Source organism: Terriglobus sp., assembly GCF_965201105.1.
Classification (GTDB): Bacteria; Acidobacteriota; Terriglobia; order Terriglobales; family Acidobacteriaceae; genus Terriglobus.
This window is the reverse complement of the sequence record NZ_OZ241741.1, coordinates 459332-478432: the sequence shown is the minus strand read 5'-3', so window position 1 is coordinate 478432 and position 19101 is coordinate 459332. Positions and strand designations below refer to the sequence as shown.

General features: G+C 63.1%; 14 protein-coding genes and 1 tRNA gene. 9 read left to right on the top strand and 6 right to left on the bottom strand.

What is annotated here, in order from left to right; translation table 11 throughout:
- Positions 1 to 249: 249 nt before the first annotated feature.
- Complete coding sequence (locus ACOFKT_RS02055) at positions 250 to 675, top strand: MerC domain-containing protein (RefSeq protein WP_419805776.1); 426 nt, start codon at positions 250 to 252, stop codon at positions 673 to 675.
- Here the strand turns inward: ACOFKT_RS02055 and ACOFKT_RS02050 are convergent.
- Positions 665 to 2611 carry a diguanylate cyclase domain-containing protein gene (locus ACOFKT_RS02050; protein ID WP_419805775.1) on the bottom strand — a complete coding sequence of 649 codons (1947 nt, stop codon included), beginning with the start codon at positions 2609 to 2611 and terminating at the stop codon, positions 665 to 667. The two genes, ACOFKT_RS02055 and ACOFKT_RS02050, sit on opposite strands and share 11 nt — an antisense overlap.
- Positions 2612 to 2744: 133 nt before the next feature.
- Here ACOFKT_RS02050 and hemL point away from each other — a divergent pair, with 133 nt between their 5' ends.
- The 3 genes from hemL (at position 2745) to purN (ending at position 5921) form a co-directional block, all read left to right on the top strand.
- A complete protein-coding gene (hemL, locus tag ACOFKT_RS02045) occupies positions 2745 to 4088 on the top strand; it encodes a glutamate-1-semialdehyde 2,1-aminomutase (protein WP_419805774.1) in 1344 nt (447 codons plus the stop codon).
- Between the two features lie 124 nt (positions 4089 to 4212).
- The gene (gene purM / locus ACOFKT_RS02040; RefSeq protein ID WP_419807081.1) at positions 4213 to 5253 is read left to right on the top strand and encodes a phosphoribosylformylglycinamidine cyclo-ligase; all 1041 of its coding nucleotides are present in this window, start codon (positions 4213 to 4215) and stop codon (positions 5251 to 5253) included.
- Positions 5253 to 5921 carry a phosphoribosylglycinamide formyltransferase gene (gene purN / locus ACOFKT_RS02035; RefSeq protein ID WP_419805773.1) on the top strand — a complete coding sequence of 223 codons (669 nt, stop codon included), beginning with the start codon at positions 5253 to 5255 and terminating at the stop codon, positions 5919 to 5921. Before purM ends, purN begins: the two co-directional genes overlap by 1 nt.
- Before the next feature lie 46 nt (positions 5922 to 5967).
- On the opposite strand, the gene ACOFKT_RS02030 is transcribed toward purN, so the two are convergent.
- The 3 genes from ACOFKT_RS02030 to ACOFKT_RS02020 form a co-directional block, all read right to left on the bottom strand.
- Positions 5968 to 7170, bottom strand: a complete 1203-nt coding sequence (locus tag ACOFKT_RS02030) for a S1C family serine protease (RefSeq protein ID WP_419805772.1) — start codon at positions 7168 to 7170, stop codon at positions 5968 to 5970.
- Positions 7171 to 7244: 74 nt separating this feature from the next.
- Positions 7245 to 7943 (bottom strand): dephospho-CoA kinase, encoded by a 699-nt coding sequence (gene coaE / locus ACOFKT_RS02025; RefSeq protein ID WP_419805771.1) that lies wholly within the window; start codon positions 7941 to 7943, stop codon positions 7245 to 7247.
- A complete protein-coding gene (locus ACOFKT_RS02020) occupies positions 7944 to 8888 on the bottom strand; it encodes a bifunctional 5,10-methylenetetrahydrofolate dehydrogenase/5,10-methenyltetrahydrofolate cyclohydrolase (RefSeq protein ID WP_419805770.1) in 945 nt (314 codons plus the stop codon). It abuts the gene before it with no gap.
- 147 nt (positions 8889 to 9035) lie between these two features.
- On the opposite strand from ACOFKT_RS02020, the gene ACOFKT_RS02015 reads away from it, so the two are divergent.
- A complete protein-coding gene (locus ACOFKT_RS02015) occupies positions 9036 to 9299 on the top strand; it encodes a hypothetical protein (RefSeq protein ID WP_419805769.1) in 264 nt (87 codons plus the stop codon).
- Between the two features lie 60 nt (positions 9300 to 9359).
- Here the strand turns inward: ACOFKT_RS02015 and ACOFKT_RS02010 are convergent, their stop codons facing one another.
- Entirely contained in the window at positions 9360 to 10631 is a 1272-nt protein-coding gene (locus ACOFKT_RS02010) for an ABC transporter permease (protein WP_419805768.1), read from the bottom strand.
- Positions 10632 to 10756: 125 nt separating this feature from the next.
- Between ACOFKT_RS02010 and ACOFKT_RS02005 the strand changes: the two genes are divergently transcribed.
- A tRNA-Ser gene (locus tag ACOFKT_RS02005) sits at positions 10757 to 10846 on the top strand.
- Between the two features lie 58 nt (positions 10847 to 10904).
- On the opposite strand, the gene ACOFKT_RS02000 is transcribed toward ACOFKT_RS02005, so the two are convergent.
- Positions 10905 to 12947 (bottom strand): alpha-L-arabinofuranosidase C-terminal domain-containing protein, encoded by a 2043-nt coding sequence (locus ACOFKT_RS02000; RefSeq protein ID WP_419805767.1) that lies wholly within the window; start codon positions 12945 to 12947, stop codon positions 10905 to 10907.
- A gap of 338 nt (positions 12948 to 13285) precedes the next feature.
- Between ACOFKT_RS02000 and ACOFKT_RS01995 the strand changes: the two genes are divergently transcribed.
- From ACOFKT_RS01995 to ACOFKT_RS01985, 3 genes are all read left to right on the top strand, one after another.
- Entirely contained in the window at positions 13286 to 15142 is a 1857-nt protein-coding gene (locus tag ACOFKT_RS01995) for a M1 family metallopeptidase (RefSeq protein WP_419805766.1), read from the top strand.
- A 10-nt stretch (positions 15143 to 15152) separates the two neighbouring features.
- Positions 15153 to 17027 carry a M14 family zinc carboxypeptidase gene (locus tag ACOFKT_RS01990; protein ID WP_419805765.1) on the top strand — a complete coding sequence of 625 codons (1875 nt, stop codon included), beginning with the start codon at positions 15153 to 15155 and terminating at the stop codon, positions 17025 to 17027.
- A 184-nt stretch (positions 17028 to 17211) separates the two neighbouring features.
- A complete protein-coding gene (locus ACOFKT_RS01985) occupies positions 17212 to 19092 on the top strand; it encodes an amino acid transporter (protein ID WP_419805764.1) in 1881 nt (626 codons plus the stop codon).
- The last annotated feature ends 9 nt before the right edge of the window (positions 19093 to 19101 follow it).

Sequence of the window (19101 nt, the reverse complement as noted above, 5' to 3'; positions counted from 1 at the left end):
TGCGGGTTTCGGTGCAAGCACCGAGTCCACTGCGCAGGACGATGAAGCTGTCCTGCTCCGGTCGAAATGACAAGGCAGTGACGGTTGCAGGACGGGGTGGTGTGAGTCCGGTGTTCGTCAGACAAATCTGGTCCGCACAAAAACAGGCGCCTGGTCCGCACATAGACCGGGCGCTAGGCCAGTGTGGTGAGGAGGGACGCTGATTCGGCGGTCCTTTTCTTGCGAATGGATTTGCATTACGCTGGTTGCATGACAACCACCGCATCCGCGCAACGCCTCACCTGGCCCGACCGCCTTGGCGTGTGGGCCTCCACCGCGTGCGTGGTGCACTGCCTGCTGACGCCGGTGCTCTTGTCGGTGTCTTCGGTGCTGGCGCATCTGCTGCCATCTGAGGAGAGCACGCACCGTTCACTCGCTGTGGCCATCGCGGCGATCGGCGGGATTGCACTGGTGCGCGGGTACCGCCGGCATCGCCGGCAAGTGGTGTTGTGGCAGATGGTCGCCGGTCTGCTCTGCATCGGCGGCGCGGCGTTTGCCGGCGATGCCCTGCCGGCGCGCTGGATGGAGATTGCGATCACCATGGCCGGCAGCCTTTTGCTGATCGGCGCACATCGCCGCAACCACACCTTTTGCCAGCAATGCGCCTGCGCAACGGCGGTGGAACTCAAGCCGTAAGCGGCGTCATTCTGGCTTCACGGCGCTGGCGCTTGTTGCCGTACATCAGCGCGTCGGCGTGTTCCAGGATGTCTTCGATGGAGCGGTTGGCGCAGGTGTGGTCGTAGTAAACCGCGCCCACGCTGAGGGCGACACGGAAGGGCCGCTGGCTGCGCTGATTGTCATTCAGCACTGCCTCGGTCAGCCTCGCCCGCAGGATGTCTTCCGAGCCGGGCGTGGCGTCGGTAGCGAGCACGGCGAACTCGTCACCGCCCATGCGACAGACCGTGTCCGACTCGCGGAAGACCTGACGCAAGAGGCCGGCGACGTCCTTCAGCGCGGCATCGCCGGCGCGGTGGCCGTGTGTGTCGTTGATCTGCTTGAAGTTGTCCAGGTCCAGATAGAAGAGCAGAAGCGCGGACCGGCGGCGGCGCATGCTTTCCAACTGCTTTTCAGCCAGGAGCAGAAACGCACGGCGGTTGTAGAGGCCGGTCAGGGCGTCGGTCGCGATCAGGGCCCGCAGCCGCGCCTGCCTGCGCAGGAACGCCACCCAGGCGAGCATGCCGAGTGCGAGGATTCCCAGTGCGGCGCTGAGCCAGAGGGCATGCATGGCCGTCCACCACGGCGCGCGCTTCAGGACCGTGATGTCTTCAGCCGACCGCAACAGCAACGAAGTTTCGCTTGCGGTGTCATCGTCCATCACGATCTCGCAAATGCCCTGCAGCCGCAGCACGCTGCCGACTTGCCACGCGGCGGTGCTGGACCGGACCGGCAGGCGTGCGCGCAACAGGGCATGTCCACTGCGGACGAGCAGCATGGTTTGACCGTGGTCCGGTGTTACATCGATCAAGGTGCCGTTCACCTCCACGAGCATGCCGTTGTACGGAACGGTCAGGAAACCGTCGCGCAACTTGATGAACTCATCGGCGGTTGCCAGCGAATGCACACCGGCAAGCGCAGTCCCGACGGGCCGGAATCGCGAGGCCTGCAGCACGGGAGCGGCGCTGGTGAGAGTGGGGTATCCAACCACTTCAACCACGGAACCGACCGGCGGTTGCTGCTGCTTGTATCCGACAAAAACGGCACCCGTGCCGTCTTGCACAAAGAAGCCGCGCTTGGGGTCGGCAAGCGTTACGCTGCCTTGCACTTGCACCAGGCCGACACCGCCGGTGACGCGACTGTACTGCGTTAAGCCCTCGATGGTTCGAAAGGGAGCTTCGTATGGATCGGCCGGTGCCGGGTTGGTGACGGTAAGGTCCTCACGCGTATTGGCGAAAAGGCGCACGCCGCCGAATGTTCGACCGTCGTTCCAGATGGTTCCGCACACGGCCCGCAGCCGCACGGTGGCACCGACGAGCGCGTTCCAATCGAAATCCCCGTCGGGGCTGACCACGTGAACCGGGGTGGGTTCACCCAATCCCATGTTCAGCATGAGCAAGACGGCGGGATGATTCCAAATGACCTTGTGCTCGACGCTGCGAACTTCGCCTTCCACTTCAATCCATTGGCTGTCCTGCACGCCCCAGTCCAGGTCCACGGCACGCATGTGTGACGCCGGCGGCAGATCGCCGTGTCCCGTCACGCTTACGCGCGCCTCGTTCACCGTGGGGGCGAACTTACCGGGCGCGGTCACGCCATCCACGATGACGCGGTCGCCGGGCCGCAACGCCGGCCCGCCGGGAGCCCGGTCGATGGCGATGCCTCCTGTCGTATCCTGCACGAAAAAGGAATTCTTCCAGCCGGACAGCGCAGTGACGATGCCGGTGAGGCGAACCGGTTCAGCCTCTGCTGCCTCGTTGGGACTAAGCAGGTGGACTTCGCGGGCCGTGGTGCGTGGGTGCACAATGTCGGCGCGGGCAATGCCATGCAGGAACAGGGTCAGTGTGGATGCGAACAGCAGAAGGCGCTTTGACGCACCCCGATGCCGATGCCGGTCCTGAGCCAAAAGATCCCTCATGCGTACGCGCCTTTTTTTCTACCTAGAGATTGAATCGCCCGCTCTCTTTATCGACAATGCCGCGATTAGGGACAGCGCGCACCCATTTGGGTGATTGCTTGCCGTGCCGCCGCCTCGCTGCCACACTCAAGGCATGGCACTTCGACTTGATCGCTCCCGCGAACTGCAGCTACGCGCCGAGGCGCTGATTCCCGGTGGCGTGGATTCGCCCGTGCGCGCGTTTCGGGCGGTGGGCGGGCATCCTCCGTTTGTGGAGCGTGCCGAGGGCGCGTACCTGTTCGACGCCGACGGGAACCGCTACATCGACTATTTCGGTTCCTGGGGGCCGATGATCCTGGGGCACGCCGCGCCCGCGGTGATCGCGGCGGTACGGGACGCGGCACTGCGTTCAACGAGCTTTGGAGCGTCCACGGCGGCGGAGGCGGAGCTGGCCGCGCTGGTCACGCGAGCGGTGCCGTCGATCGAGAAGCTGCGGTTTGTTTCGTCCGGTACGGAGGCGGTGATGAGCGCGATCCGGCTGGCGCGCGCGTTTACCGGCCGCAACCGCATTGTGAAGTTTGAGGGCTGTTACCACGGGCACTCGGACGCGCTGCTGGTGAAGGCGGGTTCGGGGGTGGCGACGCTCGGCATCCCGGGGTCGGCGGGTGTGCCGGTGGAGACGACGCAGTTCACCACGGCGCTGCGCTACAACGACCTCCACGAGGTGGAAACGCTGTTTGCCAGGCACCGGGGCGAGGTCGCCTGCGTGATTCTGGAGGCTGTGGTCGGCAACGCGGGCACGATTCTGCCGGAGCCGGGTTTTCTGGAGGGTCTGCGCGAGATCACGGGGCGCGAGGGAGCCTTGCTAATTTTTGACGAGGTGATGACCGGCTTCCGGCTGGCCTTGGGCGGCGCGCAGCAGATTTACGGCATTACGCCCGACCTGACCACGCTGGGCAAGATCATCGGCGGCGGCCTGCCCGTGGGTGCGTTCGGCGGCCGGGCGGAGATCATGAACATGCTCGCGCCGCTTGGCCCGGTCTACCAGGCCGGAACGCTGAGCGGGAACCCGCTGGCCATGGCGGCGGGGATTGCGCAGTTGACTGCGCTGCACGAGGCAGGTGACGGGTTTTACCAGCGGCTGGCCGAGACCACGCGGCAGATCGCGGATGGCGTGCAGGCGATCTCAGAGGAACTTGGGGTGCCGCTAGTGACCAACCGGATCGGCAGCATGTTTACGTGGTTTTTTCGCGACAGCAGCGATTCGGACGTGGTTACCGACTTCGGCGATGCGGCGCGGTCGCTCACGGAGCGATTCGGCATCTTTCATCGCGCCATGCTGGAGCGCGGCGTGTGGCTGCCACCGTCGCAATATGAGGCTGCCTTCGTCTCCGCTGCGCACGGTGCCGCGGAGGTGGAACAGACGCTCGCGGCAGCCCGGGAAGCACTCGCGGTGGTGCAGACGACACTGCCGTCGCCGGAGCCGTTGGTCGCCTAGTGCAGACGCGAGCACAGCGGTTTTCACATCCGGTGCAGATGTGCCCTGCTACCCTGAATACCTGCAACCAGCCAGCAAGGACGCCGCGCACGTGAAGGTTCCCGCCGAGCAGAAGCCCGAAACGATGAAGGAAGCAAAGCCTGTCACCTACGCCGACGCCGGTGTAGACATTACGGAGGGCGACCGCACCAAGCAGCGCATCAAGATGCTTGCGCGGAAGACGTTTAACAAGCAGGTCCTGAGCGAGATTGGCGGCTTCGGCGGCCTGTTTGGGCTGGACTTGGCGAAGTATCCAAATCCGGTGCTGGTCAGTTCGGCGGATGGCGTCGGCACCAAGCTGAAGGTCGCGTTTGAACTGGGCATCCACCACACCGTGGGCGCGGACCTGGTGAACCACTGCGTGAACGACATTGCCGTGCAGGGCGCGACGCCGCTGTTTTTTCTGGATTACCTGGCGACGGGCAGGCTTGAGGGTTCGGTCGCGGAGACTGTGGTGAGCGGAGTGTCAGAGGCATGCAGGGCGAACGGCTGCGCGCTGATCGGCGGCGAAACGGCGCAGATGCCCGGCTTCTACGCGGACGGCGAGTACGACCTGGCGGGCTTCATCGTTGGCGTGGTCAATCGCGAAGAGATCATTACCGGCGCCAACATTGAGCCAGGCGATTGCCTGATCGGGCTGCCCAGTAACGGGCTGCACACGAACGGCTACTCGCTGGCGCGCAAGCTGCTGTTTGAGGTCGCAAAGTACGGCCCGACCCAGTACGTGAACGAGTTGGAGGATAAGACCGGGTCGGCGCTGATGCGGCAGCACCGCAGCTACCTGGCGATCCTGCGCAAGCTGTGGACGGCTGGGATTGTGAAGGGCATGGCGCACATTACCGGCGGCGGCATCACGGAAAATTTACCTCGTATTCTGCCCAAGGGTACCGGGGCGCAGGTGGAGTTGAGCTGCTGGACGGTGCCGCCGCTGTTCCAGCACCTGCAGCAGCTGGGTGACGTGGCGCAGGACGAGATGCTGCGCACGTTCAACATGGGCATCGGCATGATTGCCGTCGTGCCGGCGGACCAGGTGAAGAAGGCCAAGGCGATCCTGAACCGAGCCAACGAGCGCTTTTACCTGATCGGGCGGATTGTGCGCGGCGAACGACGCGTTTTCTACGTGTGATGGAGCAGCAGGTCAGCGAATCAGCGAGTCAGCAGGTCAGTGGTTCTGATCACCGCAAGAGGGTGCGCCTCGGCGTTCTATTGAGTGGTCGCGGCTCGAACTTTCTGAACATTGCAGACTGTATCGAGCGCGGTGAGCTGCGTGGATGCGAGATCGCGCTTGTGCTGTCGAACGTGGCGGATGCACCCGGGCTCGCGGCTGCGCGGGAGCGCGGGTTCACCGCGGTTGCGCAGCCGAGCCCGGGTGTACCGCGCGCGGAGCACGACCGCGCGATGCTGGAGCACCTGCGTGCGCATGCGGTGGAGTACGTGATCCTGGCCGGCTACATGCGCGTGCTCACACCGGAGTTTCTGCAGGCGTTTCCGCAGCGCGTGCTGAACATCCACCCCTCGCTGCTGCCCAGTTTTCCCGGGCTGGACGCGCAGCGGCAGGCGCTAGAGTACGGCGTGAAGGTGGCGGGGTGCACGGTACACTTCGTCGATGACGCCGTGGACCACGGGGTCGTCGTGATGCAGCGGCTGGTGCGAGTGCGCGAGAACGATACGGTCGCGCGGCTGTCGAAACGCATCCTGGCGCAGGAGCACCGGTTGTACCCGGAGGCGATCGCGCGCGTGCTGAGCGGCAGGTATGAGGTGCGCGGCAGGCAATATGTTCCGCGGTTGGTATAGGGCGCGGAACGCAGAGACACCGAGGTTGAGACAGTCAGGCGGACGCCTACACCGTCACGGCCTGCTGTCCCGCATCCTGCAGAGTGACCTTTACATCGAGCCTGCGGCGGCCACGGAAGACGGTGACCGTGACGGAATCGCCGCTCTTGTGGGAATTCATGACGCTGCTCATGTCCTGCGCATTCGTGATCTGCTGACCGTCAATGGCAACGATGAAGTCGCCGCCCAACACCACAGGCGTGTTTCCGAAGTAGGCGCGCTCCGTGCCGCCCTTGAGCCCCGCGCGGTCAGCGGCGCCGCCCGGCTGCACACGTTCCACCAGGATGCCGTAGTCGGCGGGCAGGCCGATCTGTTCCGCCTGATCCGGGCCGATCTCCAGGGAAACAACGCCCAGCGACGGGCGGCGCACGTGCCCGTATTTTGAGAAGTCTTCGAGCACTGCGCGCGCCGTGTTGACCGGAATGGCAAAACCCACGCCCGCGCTCTGGTCGGCGTTGTTGCTGGCAATCAACGTATTGATGCCGATGACCTGGCCGCGCGAGTTCAGCAGCGGACCGCCGGAGTTGCCAGGGTTGATGGCTGCATCGGTCTGAATGGCGTTGTCGATCGCCGAGCCGTTGGGGCCGCGCACCGAACGCATGGCGCTGATGATGCCGCGCGTCATGGTGCCGCTAAGGCCGAAGGGGTTGCCGATCGCAAAGACCTTCTGGCCGACCTGCAGGTTGTTGCTGTTTCCGAGCTCCACGGGCTGCAGGTTGGGCGCGTTGATCTTCAGCAGTGCCAGGTCCTGCTGGGTGTCCACGCCAAGCACCTGCGCCTTGTACTTGTGCTTGTCATAGAGCTGGACTTCGAGCTGCGCCTTGTTGCCGTCGCCCACCACGTGGTTGTTGGTCAGGATCAGGCCCTGCTTGTCGAGGATGAAGCCGGATCCCTGGCCCTGCTGTGGCACCGCGCCATAGAAGAAGTCGTACGCGACCTGCGTGGACGTGATGTTGACCACGCTTGGCAACACGCGCTTATAGACGGCGATGTTGTTCTGTTCTTCGGCGTCATAGGCTGGCTGCGCATCGGCAACCTGTAGCTGAAAGTCGCCCAGCGGACCATGCTGCGTGATCAGGTGCGAGCCATTGCTGGCAGGCAGAAGCCGGGTGACCAGCGCGTCCACCGTGCCCGCGGTCCACCAGTGCTGTGTCAGCTCAAAGAAACCTGCCACCAGCAGCACCACCAGAAGAACCCGTCTCAACTTCATACCTTGCCTTACTCCCTAACTTCTTTAACGGATGCAACCTTGGTGACTTCCGCTTCTTGCATCGCTCGGCAGACTCACTCCCGAACGCGATCGGCCGCTTCGGCCCGCAGTTCCTGCCAGATCTGCGTAACCCGCAGATGCAGATCCTGCAAGGTTCCGGTGTTTGCAATCACGGCATCCGATAGCGCGGCTTTCTCCTCGTCCGGCATTTGCGAGCGCATGCGAGCGCGTGCATCCGCCTCAGCAGCGACACGCCCCACGGTACTAGACGCACCCGCGCCTGCAAGGTAGCGGTCGACGTAGCGTTGGACCCGCACCTGTTCCGGGGCGGTGACCAGTACGATGCGGTCAAAGCGCGTTCGCCACGGTGGTTCTTCGTTGGCCGCCGTGCCATGTCTCATTTCACCGTGTTTTGTCTCAAAAACCAGGGCTGATTCGACCATGGCGACGGCCGCGGGGTGCTGCCCGCCGACGTGGCGCATCCACTCGGCTTGCCATGCGATGACCGCGGGATGCACGATGCTGTTCAGTTCCTCCACGCGGCCCTCCGCAAAGGCAAGCCGCGCGAGGGCCGCGCGATCCAGTGAGCCGTCGGCCTGGACCGCCGCAGGCCCAAATTCCTGAACGATGCTGCGATACACTGCCTCGCCTGGCTGCATCATGGCGCGTGCGATCTCGTCACTTTGCGAGACAAAGCAGCCGAGTTCGCGAAAGATTGCCGCGGCAGTCGATTTCCCGCTGCCGATGCCACCTGTCAGCGCAACCCGCAACATTTACGCGGGCCCGCCCACGGCAGCTGCGCGCAACCGGCGCCGCATGCGCGCCGCTTTGACCGTGTTGTGCATGAGCATGGCAATGGTCAGCGCACCCACACCGCCCGGAACCGGGGTATAGGCGCTCGCTTTTGCGTAACTTTGCGGTGCAAAGTCCCCAACCAGCAGCGAGCCGCGTTTCTGAAAGGTGGCAAGCTTGGCCGGATTGTCCGGGAAGAACCGCTCCACCTGCGCGCGGGTGTCGAGCCGGTTAATGCCAACGTCGATCAACACTGCACCTTCACGCACCATGTCCGGCGTGATCAGCCCTGGCACGCCGGTGGCGACCACGAGCAACTCGGCTCTTCGCGTGTAGTCCGGCAGGTCGCGGGTTTCCTTGTGGCACACCGCTACGGTCGCGCCGGCGTTCAGCAGCAGCGTGCTCATGGGTTTGCCGACGATGTCGCTGCGGCCCACCATCACACAATCCTTGCCGCGCACCGCAATGCCTTGGCGGCGCAGCACTTCCATGACGCCTGCCGGTGTGCACGGCACCAGCGACTCCTGGCCGATGGTCAGCCGGCCGACGTTCACCGGATGAAAGCCGTCGACGTCCTTGTCCGGGTCCACCGCTTCCAGAATGGCGCGCGTGTCGATGTGCCTCGGCAGGGGCAGTTGGACGAGGATGCCATCGACCGCGTCGTCATCGTTGAGCCGCTGCAGGATATTCAGCAGCTCGGCCTGGCTGACGTCGATGCCGAGCGTGATCAGATTGCTTGCCAGTCCCAATTCCGCCGATGTCTTCACCTTGCTGCGCACATAGATCTCACTTGCGGGATCGCTGCCCACCAGCACCACGGTCAGGCCGGGGACGATACCAGATTGTGCGAGCGTTTCGACCTCCCGACGCACCTCTTCCTTGATCTCAGCGGCTATCGCCGTGCCATCCAGCACTCGTGCACTCATTCTGTTCAGCATATCCAACAGAATGAAGCGTCGTGTTATGTCGTTGCTTTCATCGCATCTTGCTGGTAGGGCGCGACAACTCACACGGACGCCTCACGTCTAACCACGCAAGCCGGAACGGGTTGCAGACCGGTGGGAGGAGGCACAATGGACATGAAACCAGCAGCAGCGCTGAATGTGCCCACCACCAGCGGATTTGCGCAGCAGGACCTGGAGTCGCTGCGGCAGGAGCTGATGCGAGCCGGCCTGGATACCTGGCAGGCGGGCGAAATGATCACGAGCTTTCTTGCGGCACGTGGCTTTGGCGTATCCATGCCGGAGGCACGAACGGTCGCCGGCCGTATCGAATCTGCGAGCTGCTCCATTGACTGCATGCGGCATGAGTTGAATCAGCTTGCGTTGCCCATGTAGAAGCTGAGAGCGGTCCGGGCTTCTTCCTAGCCGCGCCACTTTCTTGGCCGAGCTACTTCACTATTCATACTTCAGGGTCTCAACCGGGTCCAGGGCTGCCGCGCGGTTTGCCGGCAATGTGCCGAACACAACGCCGACCAGTGTGCTGGTGCTGAGCGCGATGACGGCAGACCATGGCGACACGGGAATGTGAAACGGCGTGAGAAAGCTGATGGTCAGCGGCAACGCCAGCCCAAGCACCGTTCCGATCAGCCCGCCGCCAAGCGATAAAAACACCGCTTCGGTCAGGAACTGCATGCGCACCTCGCGGCGCGTAGCACCCAGCGCCTTGCGAATGCCGATCTCGCGGATGCGAGCGCTGACGTTTGCAAGCATGCTGTTCATGATGCCTACGCCGCTGACCACCAGGGTGATGAAGGCAGCCGCAGTCAGCACGTAGGTCAGCGCGGTTGCGATCTGGCCCATGACCTGAAGCACGTCGGTAAGGGTCTGCGCTTTGTAGACGCTGGTGGGCTTGTGCCGCGACTGGATGATGCGCGTAATCTTGTCCGCCCCGCTCTGCACCTGCAGCGAGTCCCGCATGGTAAAGAAAATCTCCTTTACGCTGTCTGAACCGGTGAAATAGCGGGCAACGGGGTAAGGAATCAGAGCAGTTTGGTCGCTCAACTCAGATTGGCCGAAGTCTGTGATGCGAAGCTTGGCAACGCCGACCACTGTGAACGGGACGCCGACGATGGTGAAGGTATGGCCGATGGCGTTCCGCGCCGAACCGAAGAGTGCAATGGCAAACGGCTCAATCAGCACGCACACTTTCTCGTGCGCAACTGCGTCCTGATCGTCAAAGAAGCGGCCTGCGACAACCGCAAGATTGCGCACTTCCTTGTATTGCGGCGATACGCCAAGCAGCAGCGCATCCTTGGTGCGGCCTTCGCCCATGCTGATCGCGGCGTGCGTCTCCAGCATGGGGGAGGAGTAAGCGATGCCGGGCACCGCTTCACGTACGGCGTCCTCATCTTCCCGGGTCATGTAATCCGGGGTGGAAGTGTTGTTGGGTCCGATCGTCGTGCCGCCGCTGTACTGCATCTCCACCAGGTTCGGACCCAGGCTGCTGATGGTGCTGATCGCGTATTCGCGACCTTTCAAACCGATGGTGACGACCAGGATGATCGACGCCGAGCCGATGATCATGCCGAGCATGGTCAGCAGTGAGCGGACTTTGCTTGCGCGGAAGCTGTCCAAGGCAAGCTGCAACGTCTCGCTGAAGACCATGCTGGTCTGCGCCGAGCGCAATGTGCCTTCAAATGTTCCTTGCTGCTGCGCCGTAATCGCCACTTCTTAAAATCCTACTTGCCGCGTCCGGTCCGTTTGTGGGGGCGGCTTTGTCGCTGTTGATTCGACGTGTAGGCCACGCCACGCGTCGCACCTTTTGCACAGAACCGCTACACTGGCGCTAAGCGGGAGGAGTGGCCGAGTGGTTTAAGGCTCTCGTCTTGAAAACGAGCGTGCCTGAGAGGGCACCGGGGGTTCGAATCCCTCCTCCTCCGCCACGTGTTTCTAAGGCTGCTTTCCCGCAGCATACGCTCGCAGCACCACCCGCTGTAGCGACTACTTCAGCGGAATCTGCACGACGGTGACGCTCGCCGCGGGAAAGGTGTGGTGGAAGGTGCTGCCCAGGGCTTCCGAGCTCCGCGACGGCTGCACCGCAGTCGGCCGCTCTGGCGTGTTCGCGGCGTGCAGATCCTGCGCGTGGAGCAGGTCGATCGTTGCTTCCGTGCCGAGCTGACCCAGCGAGGAAAGATCGAAGTTTGCGGACAGGCCGCGCGTCAGGTGCCGGTTTACGCAAAGCAGCACCAGCTTTTTGCCTTTGTCCGCGGTCGTCGCGACCACGTCCAGGTAGGGAACGTCGTCAATCTCCGGCAGGCGGCGCGGCCCGTTGTGAATGGAATACGACGGCGAGTTGGAAGACACGCTCAACAGTTCCGTGGGTTTGGCGCTCGCGTACTCCCGCAGGACCCAGTAGGCGGGCGTGCCGTAGACAACGCCTTTCTTTTTCCAGATGCCTCCGAACTCCATGATGCCGGTCATGTCTGAGACCGGTACGATGTCGCTCTTGCGAATCACGCTGTTCAGGAACCCCGCGGTAAACAGGGCGCCTCCCATGTTGTCGTAGTTTGGCGACCCGGTGTCTCCGGAGATTAGCAACCACTCGGTGAAGGCGGTCTTCACATGGTCGCGTTGCGGTGTGCTCTGGATCTGGTCGTGGATCGCGTCCAGCTGCTTTTCTAGACCGATGGGAAGCGCGAGCAGAGCCGCCGGCAGGAAGTCCGGCGGGGCATCGCGCAACAGGATCTGGTCGCGTACCACAAAGTGCGTGGACAGGTAATCGAAAGTCCCGACCGGGTTCGCGAGCTGAACCGCGTTCCATTCCTTGAAGTGATCTTCATCCGCGCCCGTCGCAATCAGCCTGGCGTGAGGGTCCACCTTGTGAATGGCCTGTGCCGTCGCAAGTGTCTTCGCCGCGACGCGTTCCTGTGATGGATACCCCTCCTGGAAGGTTCCCCAAAGCTCGTTCCCAAGCTCCCACAGCAGACCGCCCGGGTGCGATCCGGACGGGTTCGGCCAGTGCTGGTTCACATAGCGAACCCAGTCTGCCGCCTCCTGCGGCGATCCTGTGCCCAGGTTCACGGCAACCTGCGGCTCGGCCTGGATCAGCCGGCAGAAGTGAAGGAATTCGTCGGTGCCGAAGGTGTTGTATTCCGGGATGCCCCAGGAGATGTTCACCTTGGAAACACGCTTGTCCCGCGGCCCAACACCATCGTGCCAGTTGTAGGCGGAGGTGAAGTTGCCGCCGTAGCGAATGAGCGGCGAGTGCAGGTCGCGCGCCATGGCGACCTCATCGGGATCAAGGCCGTCCAGGTTGTCCCGTGGCATCAGCGATGCCTGGTCGACCAGAACGCGCGCGTCGTTGTCCGTCGCGATCACGAAGTCCGCCGGCTCCAGCGGGACCACCGCGCCCGGCGGCAGCGTCAGAGTGGCGCTGTACTTCGCCCAGTCCGCGCCGCGTGTGCTGATCTTTGCGGAAGCGAGCACCTGGTCCGCCTTGTTCCTGCCGCGAATGGAGAAAGTCACCTCTGCCGGCCCGGAGACGTGCTTCAGGTACACGCTCGCCAGATAAGTCAGCTCGCGCTTGACGGGAAGATAGACCTGCTGGCGGATGCCGGTTTCCTTGCCCGGCAGGCTCATCAGCAGAAGCGAATCGGTTGAGTTCGCGGCATCACCGACGACCGGCAGATAGCGCGCACCCTGGTCGGTGAGCGGCTCCCAGGGCAAAGGCAGACCCAGGCTGGATGCGCGCCGCAGGCCCGGCCTTTCGCGAACCAGTTCTTCGACGTTACCTACCGACCACAAGCCTTCCTCAAAGGAAGGGTTCTCCACGACATCTGCCCACAGGCCGCCATAGGTCGACTTCCCGATCGGTTCCAGGAAGCTGCCGAACACGGAATCCGGAATGGGCGCGGGAGCAGCGGGCCGGGTCACACGGATGAGTACAGGTTGTGTCGTGTCGCCCTTCTCCGTGAGTTGGCAAAAGGCGGTCATACCGGAACACAACGAGACAACGGCTACCAGCAACGCGTGCTTCACGACCATGTGCGCATTCACTCCTGTAAGACCTGGAATCACTGTAGGCCTGTTCCGTCGTGAATTATCGTCCACCGCAACTTGATGCGGCAATGCGGCGCTGATTCTGACAGAAGCGCCGATGACCGACGCGCAACTGTGCAACTCCGGTTAGTATCGAGAAACCGTTCGCAATCTTAGGAGTACCCATGCCCCTTGGCGCAGGCTTAAGGACTGGAAGTTCAGTTCGTCATGTTGCTTCCCTCTGTCTTCTCTGCTCGGGCTTGCTGAGTGCGCAGACACATCAGCCGGACACAGACGCCGCTGCGCATGCGTATGATCCGCGGATCACGTTCGCGCCGCTTTCCATGCCGGACCCTGTGAACACGTACCGGTCGAGCAATGGCGCGCCCGGCCCGCAGTACTGGCAGAACAGCGCCGACTACGAACTGCACGCCGCGCTGGACACCAAGAGCAAGCAGCTCGCCACCGACGAGATCATCACGTACACCAACAACAGCCCGGACGCGTTGCCGAGCCTCTGGATCCTGCTGGAACAGAACATTTATCGGAAGGACTCGCGTTCGCGCCTGGCCAGCGGTGGGGTACGCCGCGGACGCCGTGCTGCCGCGGAGGCCGGGCCGGCGCCGTCGAGCGAAGGTTTCATCCTGGACGCTGTCGAAATCGAAAGCGGCAAGCAGCGCACCAAGGTTCCTTACCTGGTCGACGACACGCGCATGCAGGTGCAGTTGCCCGAGCCGCTGCGCGGAAAAGGTGGTGTGCTTCGCCTGCACATCCATTACCACTACACCGTTCCGGGCGCTTGGGGCGGACGCACCAGCGTGGGCATGAGCAAGCAGGGCGAGATCTACGACATTGCGCAGTGGTACCCGCGCATGTGCGTGTACGACGACCTGCGCGGCTGGGACACGCTGCCCTACATCGGCGCCGAGTTTTACCTGGAGTATGGCCACTTCGATTACTTCGTGACGGTGCCGTGGAACTACATCGTTGCGGGCTCGGGTGAGCTGGTGAACCCGAAAGACGTGCTGACGAAGACCGAGATGGACCGCCTGGCGCAGGCGCGAACCAGCGATGCGACGGTGTACATCCGCAAGGCCGACGAGATTAACGATCCCGCGACACGGCCGAAGCGCGATGGCGACCTGACCTGGCACTTTCACATGGATCACACACGCGACGCGGTGTGGTCGGCATCGCCCGCGTTTGTGTGGGATGCCGCGCGCATGAACCTGCCGGACGGCAAGACGTCGCTTGCGATGAGCGTGTATCCGCCGGAGAGCGCCGGCCCTGACGCATGGGACAAGTCGACGGAATATGTAAAGAACACCATCGAAAACTTCTCAAAGCATTGGTATCCGTATGAGTGGCCAACAGCGGTAAGTATCGCCGGATTTTCGTCGGGCATGGAATACCCGGGTGTGGTCTTCGACGGTGTGGATGACAAGGGTCCGTTCCTGTTCTGGCTCACCGCGCACGAGATCGGTCACGACTGGTTTCCCATGATCGTCGGCTCCAACGAGCGCCGCCACGCCTTTATGGACGAGGGCTTCAACACCTTCATCGATATTGAGGAGTCGGACCTGTACGCCAACGGCAAGTACGGCCCGAAGCGCGACAGCGAATACTCCGCCGGTGGCGAGCCGCCAGACATGATTTTGAAGGTGCTGGATGACCCCGACGCGCCGACGCTGATGGTCGCGGCGGACGATTACACCGGCCAGCTCGGCCACCCTGTTAGCTACTTCAAAGGCGCCTACGGCATGGTGCTGCTGCGCGAGCAGATCCTGGGGCCGGAGCGATTCGACCGCGCCTTCCGCAAGTACATTCGCGACTGGGCCTACAAGCATCCATCGCCCTCGGATTTCTTCCGCGCGATGGAGAGCGAGGGCGGCGAGGACCTGAGCTGGTTCTGGCGCGGCTGGTACATGAACAACTGGCGCTATGACGTGGCTGCGGACAAGATCGACGGCACGACCGCGACCCTGAGCAACCGCGGGCAGCTTGTACTGCCGACCACGGTGGAGTTCACCTTTACTGATGGCACCAAGCAGCGAGTGAAGCTGCCGGTCGAAACCTGGTTGACCAAGGGCACATACACGTGGAGCTCCGATGACCGGAAGCCGATTGCGTCGGTGTTAGTCGACCCCGATCACAAGCTGCCCGACGACAATCGCGCGAACAACGCGCTGACGAGCAAGTAGGAGAAGAGCCATGCCGTCGAAGCGCCTCGCCCTGTCCCTATCGCTGTGCGCGCTGTGCCTGGGGGTGCTCGACACCCACGCACAGCGTGAGGCGCTGCGCCCGCACTCCGCCTACGAACCGCCCCTGGCGGCTGCAGCGGCCACGCTCACGGCAAGCCAGAGCAGCGCGCCCGCCGACTTGTTGACCACCGGCGAGAAGACCAACTGGCAGCAGACCGGGGACTACGCCGAGGTCGAGCGCCTGATGCATGCCATGGAGAAACGCTCTTCCTCCGTGCGCGTCGTCCAGTTTGGCACCACGCCGGAGAACCGGCCGATGTACGCGATGATCGTCTCAAAGGATCGCGCCTTTACGCCGGATGCCGCAAAGCGCACCGGCAAGGCAATCATCCTGGTGCAGAGCGGAATTCACTCGGGTGAGATTGAGGGCAAAGACACGTCGCTCATGCTGGTGCGCGACATGGTCATCGCGAAGCGCCCGCACCAGGCCGCTTGGCTCGACCGGGCCATCTTTGTCGTCATTCCTGTCTTCAATATTGATGGGCACGAGTCGCGCAGCGCCTTCAATCGCGCCAACCAGAACGGGCCACAGGTTGCGGGAACGCGCCAGACCGCGCAGTTGCTGAACCTGAACCGCGACTACGTAAAAGCGGTATCGCCGGAGATGCGAGCGTGGCTGCGCCTGTATCAGGCATGGCTGCCGGACTTCATGTTCGACAATCACGTGACCGACGGCGCCGATTATCAGTACGACGTGACCTGGGACATGGCCCACCATGGCGAGATCGGCGAGCCAGCGCGATCGTGGGTCAACGACCGCTTTATTCCGCAGCTCAACACGCGTATGCAGGCCGGCGGTCACATGGTCTCGCCGTACGGCGCGCTGCGCAAGATGCCGAACGGCCGCCGCGAATTTTTTGTGGAAGTCTTCTCGCCGCGCTACTCGCACATCTACAGCGCCGCCATGAATCGCCCGTGCTTGCTGGTCGAAACGCACAGCTTGAAAGAGGCACGCACGCGCGCGTGGTCGAACTACGACATCATGACCGACGCCATCGACATCGTGACCGAAGACCCGAAGGCGCTGCACGATGCCGTTTCGGCGTCCGACGCCAAGGACGCCGCCGCCGCGGGCGACCCGAACGCCGCGCCCGTGTACCTAGCCGGCAAGACAAGCGATGCCGCGCACCCGCTGGTGTATTACTCGCTCAAGATCGAGCCGTTTCAATCAGCGATCACCGGCACAGAGGTCACGCGGTATACGGCCGACAAGGACGATATCGATACCGTGATTCACGACGGCATCGATACCACCGCCGAGGCGCGTGAGCCGCTTGGCTTCCTGATACCGCTGGCATGGAAGGAGCTGGCCGACGAGCTTGCGCTGCACGGCGTAGCGATGCAGCGCACACCGGTCGCACTCGACCAGGTCTTCGACACGTGGCGCTTCTCAGACGTGAAGTCCATCACCGGCGCCATGGAAGGCGGCACGCTGATGGACTATAAGCTGACGCCCGTGCGCGAACGCATCCAGGTGCCCGCCGGGTCCTGGTGGGTGCCCATGCACCAGCAGCGGGCGCGGCTTATCCTGTCGCTGCTGCACCCCGCCGCACCCGACGCGCTCATCCGGCTCGGCTTCGCCTCGGCGATCTTTCAGCCCACCGGCCGTGTCGGTGCTGCCGAGTACCTGACCGTGCCCATCGCCAACAAGGTCGCGGAGGAGCACCCCGAACTAATGCTGGCATTCCAGGCAAAGCTCGCGGCAGACCCGGCCTTTGCCGCCGACCCGCGAGCGCGCGTGCAGTGGTGGATCGCGCAGTCCAACTACCAGCCGTCGTCCTTCAACCGCTATCCTGTCCTGCAACTCTGGAAAAAGCCCTGGTGAGCTGAGTTTTCGCAAGAGGGCGGCGCTCGAAGGCTACACCTTCGTCTTCCTGATCCCCGGCACGGAGCGTCCGCGCCTCAACGCGTACCTATGCGCCTGCTTCCGGGTGCTCGTCAGGGCCGCCCCCGGAAACCAGGAACCCGCAACAGCCAACCTTCTTGCAAGGAATCAGGTCACAACCGGCATGAGCGTGAAATCTTGGCTGCTTGCTGATTTAGAGGTGCCCAGCGCGAAGGATGCGCAGGAGCAGCCGGAGACGCAAAGCCCCTGGTGGCAGGTCATGTGCCTGACCGGCGTCGATTACTTCTCCACGCTCGGGTACCAGCCGGGTATCGCGTTCCTTGCAGCCGGATTTCTATCACCGGTGGCCACTCTGGTCCTGGTCATCGTCACCCTGTTTGCGGCTCTGCCGGTGTACCGCCGTGTGTGCCAGCGCAGCCCCTACGGACAGGGCTCCGTCGCCATGCTGCAGAAGCTGTTCCCCGAGTGGGGCGGCAAGTTGTTCGTTTTGATGCTGTTGGGCTTCGCCACCACCGACTTTGTCATCACCATGACGCTGTCCGCGGCGGACGGGGCGGCACACCTGATCGGCAATCCCATGGTGCCACGGTGGGTGGATCATCAGGTCATTGTCACCCTACTGATCCTTGCCGCGCTGAGTGCGATCTTCCTGAAGGGCTTCAAGGAAGCCATCGGAATCGCCACCTTTCTCGTGGTCTGCTACCTGGCCCTGAACGCCGTCGTCGTCAGCGTATGCTTCCTGCACATCTTCCACCAACCGGAGCTGCTCCTGCACTGGAAGAACGGCCTGATCTGCCTGCATGAAAATCCGTGGAAGATGCTTGCGGTCTCGGTGCTGCTGTTTCCACGGCTTGCGCTGGGTCTGTCAGGGTTTGAGACAGGCGTTGCCGTCATGCCGCTGATCCGGGCTGACAATACCGAACAGCGGATCCGGAACGCACGCTATTTGCTGCTCAGTGCGGCACTCATCATGAGCCTGTTTCTGATGGCGACCAGCATTGCCAGCACGGTCCTGATTCCCACCAGGGACTTTGGTCCGGGCGGCGCGGCAAACGGTCGTGCCATGGCGTTCCTGGCGCATCAGTATCTAGGGAACGCGTTTGGAACGGCATACGACATCAGCACCATCCTGATCCTGGGGTTCGCTGGTGCATCTGCCATGGCCGGCCTGTTGAATCTGATTCCGCGCTACCTGCCGCGCTTCGGCATGGCACCGGAGTGGGCGCGGGCGTCGCGTCCCCTGGTGCTGGTCTTTATGGGCATTGCCACCGTCGTCACACTGTCCTTCCGGGCGGATGTGGATGCACAGGGTGGAGCCTATGCGACGGGCGTGCTGGTGCTGATCACTTCGGCGTCGATCGCCGTTTTGCTGAGCGTTTGGCAGAAGCCGGCGTTGCGTGTGGCTTTCCTTCTGATCACTGGAATTTTCATCTACACCACAATTGTGAACATGGTGGAACGGCCCGAAGGCCTGAAGATCTCTTCGCTGTTTATCGGCGGCATTCTCGCCGTTTCGCTGCTTTCGCGCGCCGTTCGTGCGGTTGAGCTTCGCATCACGGAGATCAGCCTGGACGAGGAATCCACGCGCATTCTTGCCGAGGACAGCGACCAGGTGATTCGGCTGATCGCACGCGGCCCTGAGAAAGGGGATGCTATCGAGCTGTTGGACAAGGCCGACGCGCAGACGCGGCGCTTCCACAACCTCGATCCGGACGAATGTCTCATTTTCTTTGAAGTGATCCGGGGCGATGCCTCTGACTTTTCGGAAACACTGTGCGTTCAGGGCCGCCGCGTGGGGCGGCACTCCATCCTGTCTGCGAAAAGCCCGGTGATCGCGAACTCGATCGCGGGCATGCTTGTCTACCTGGAACGGAGCACCGGGCAAACGCCCCATGTGTACTTCCGCTGGACCGAGGCCAGCCCGGTGACCAACCTGTTCCGCTTCCTGTTTCTAGGCGAGGGGGACACGGCACCGCTGACACAGGAGGTGTTGCGCCGGGCCATTCGCGACCCGAAGCACCGCCCCGTCGTGCATGTGAGCTAGGGTGCTGCG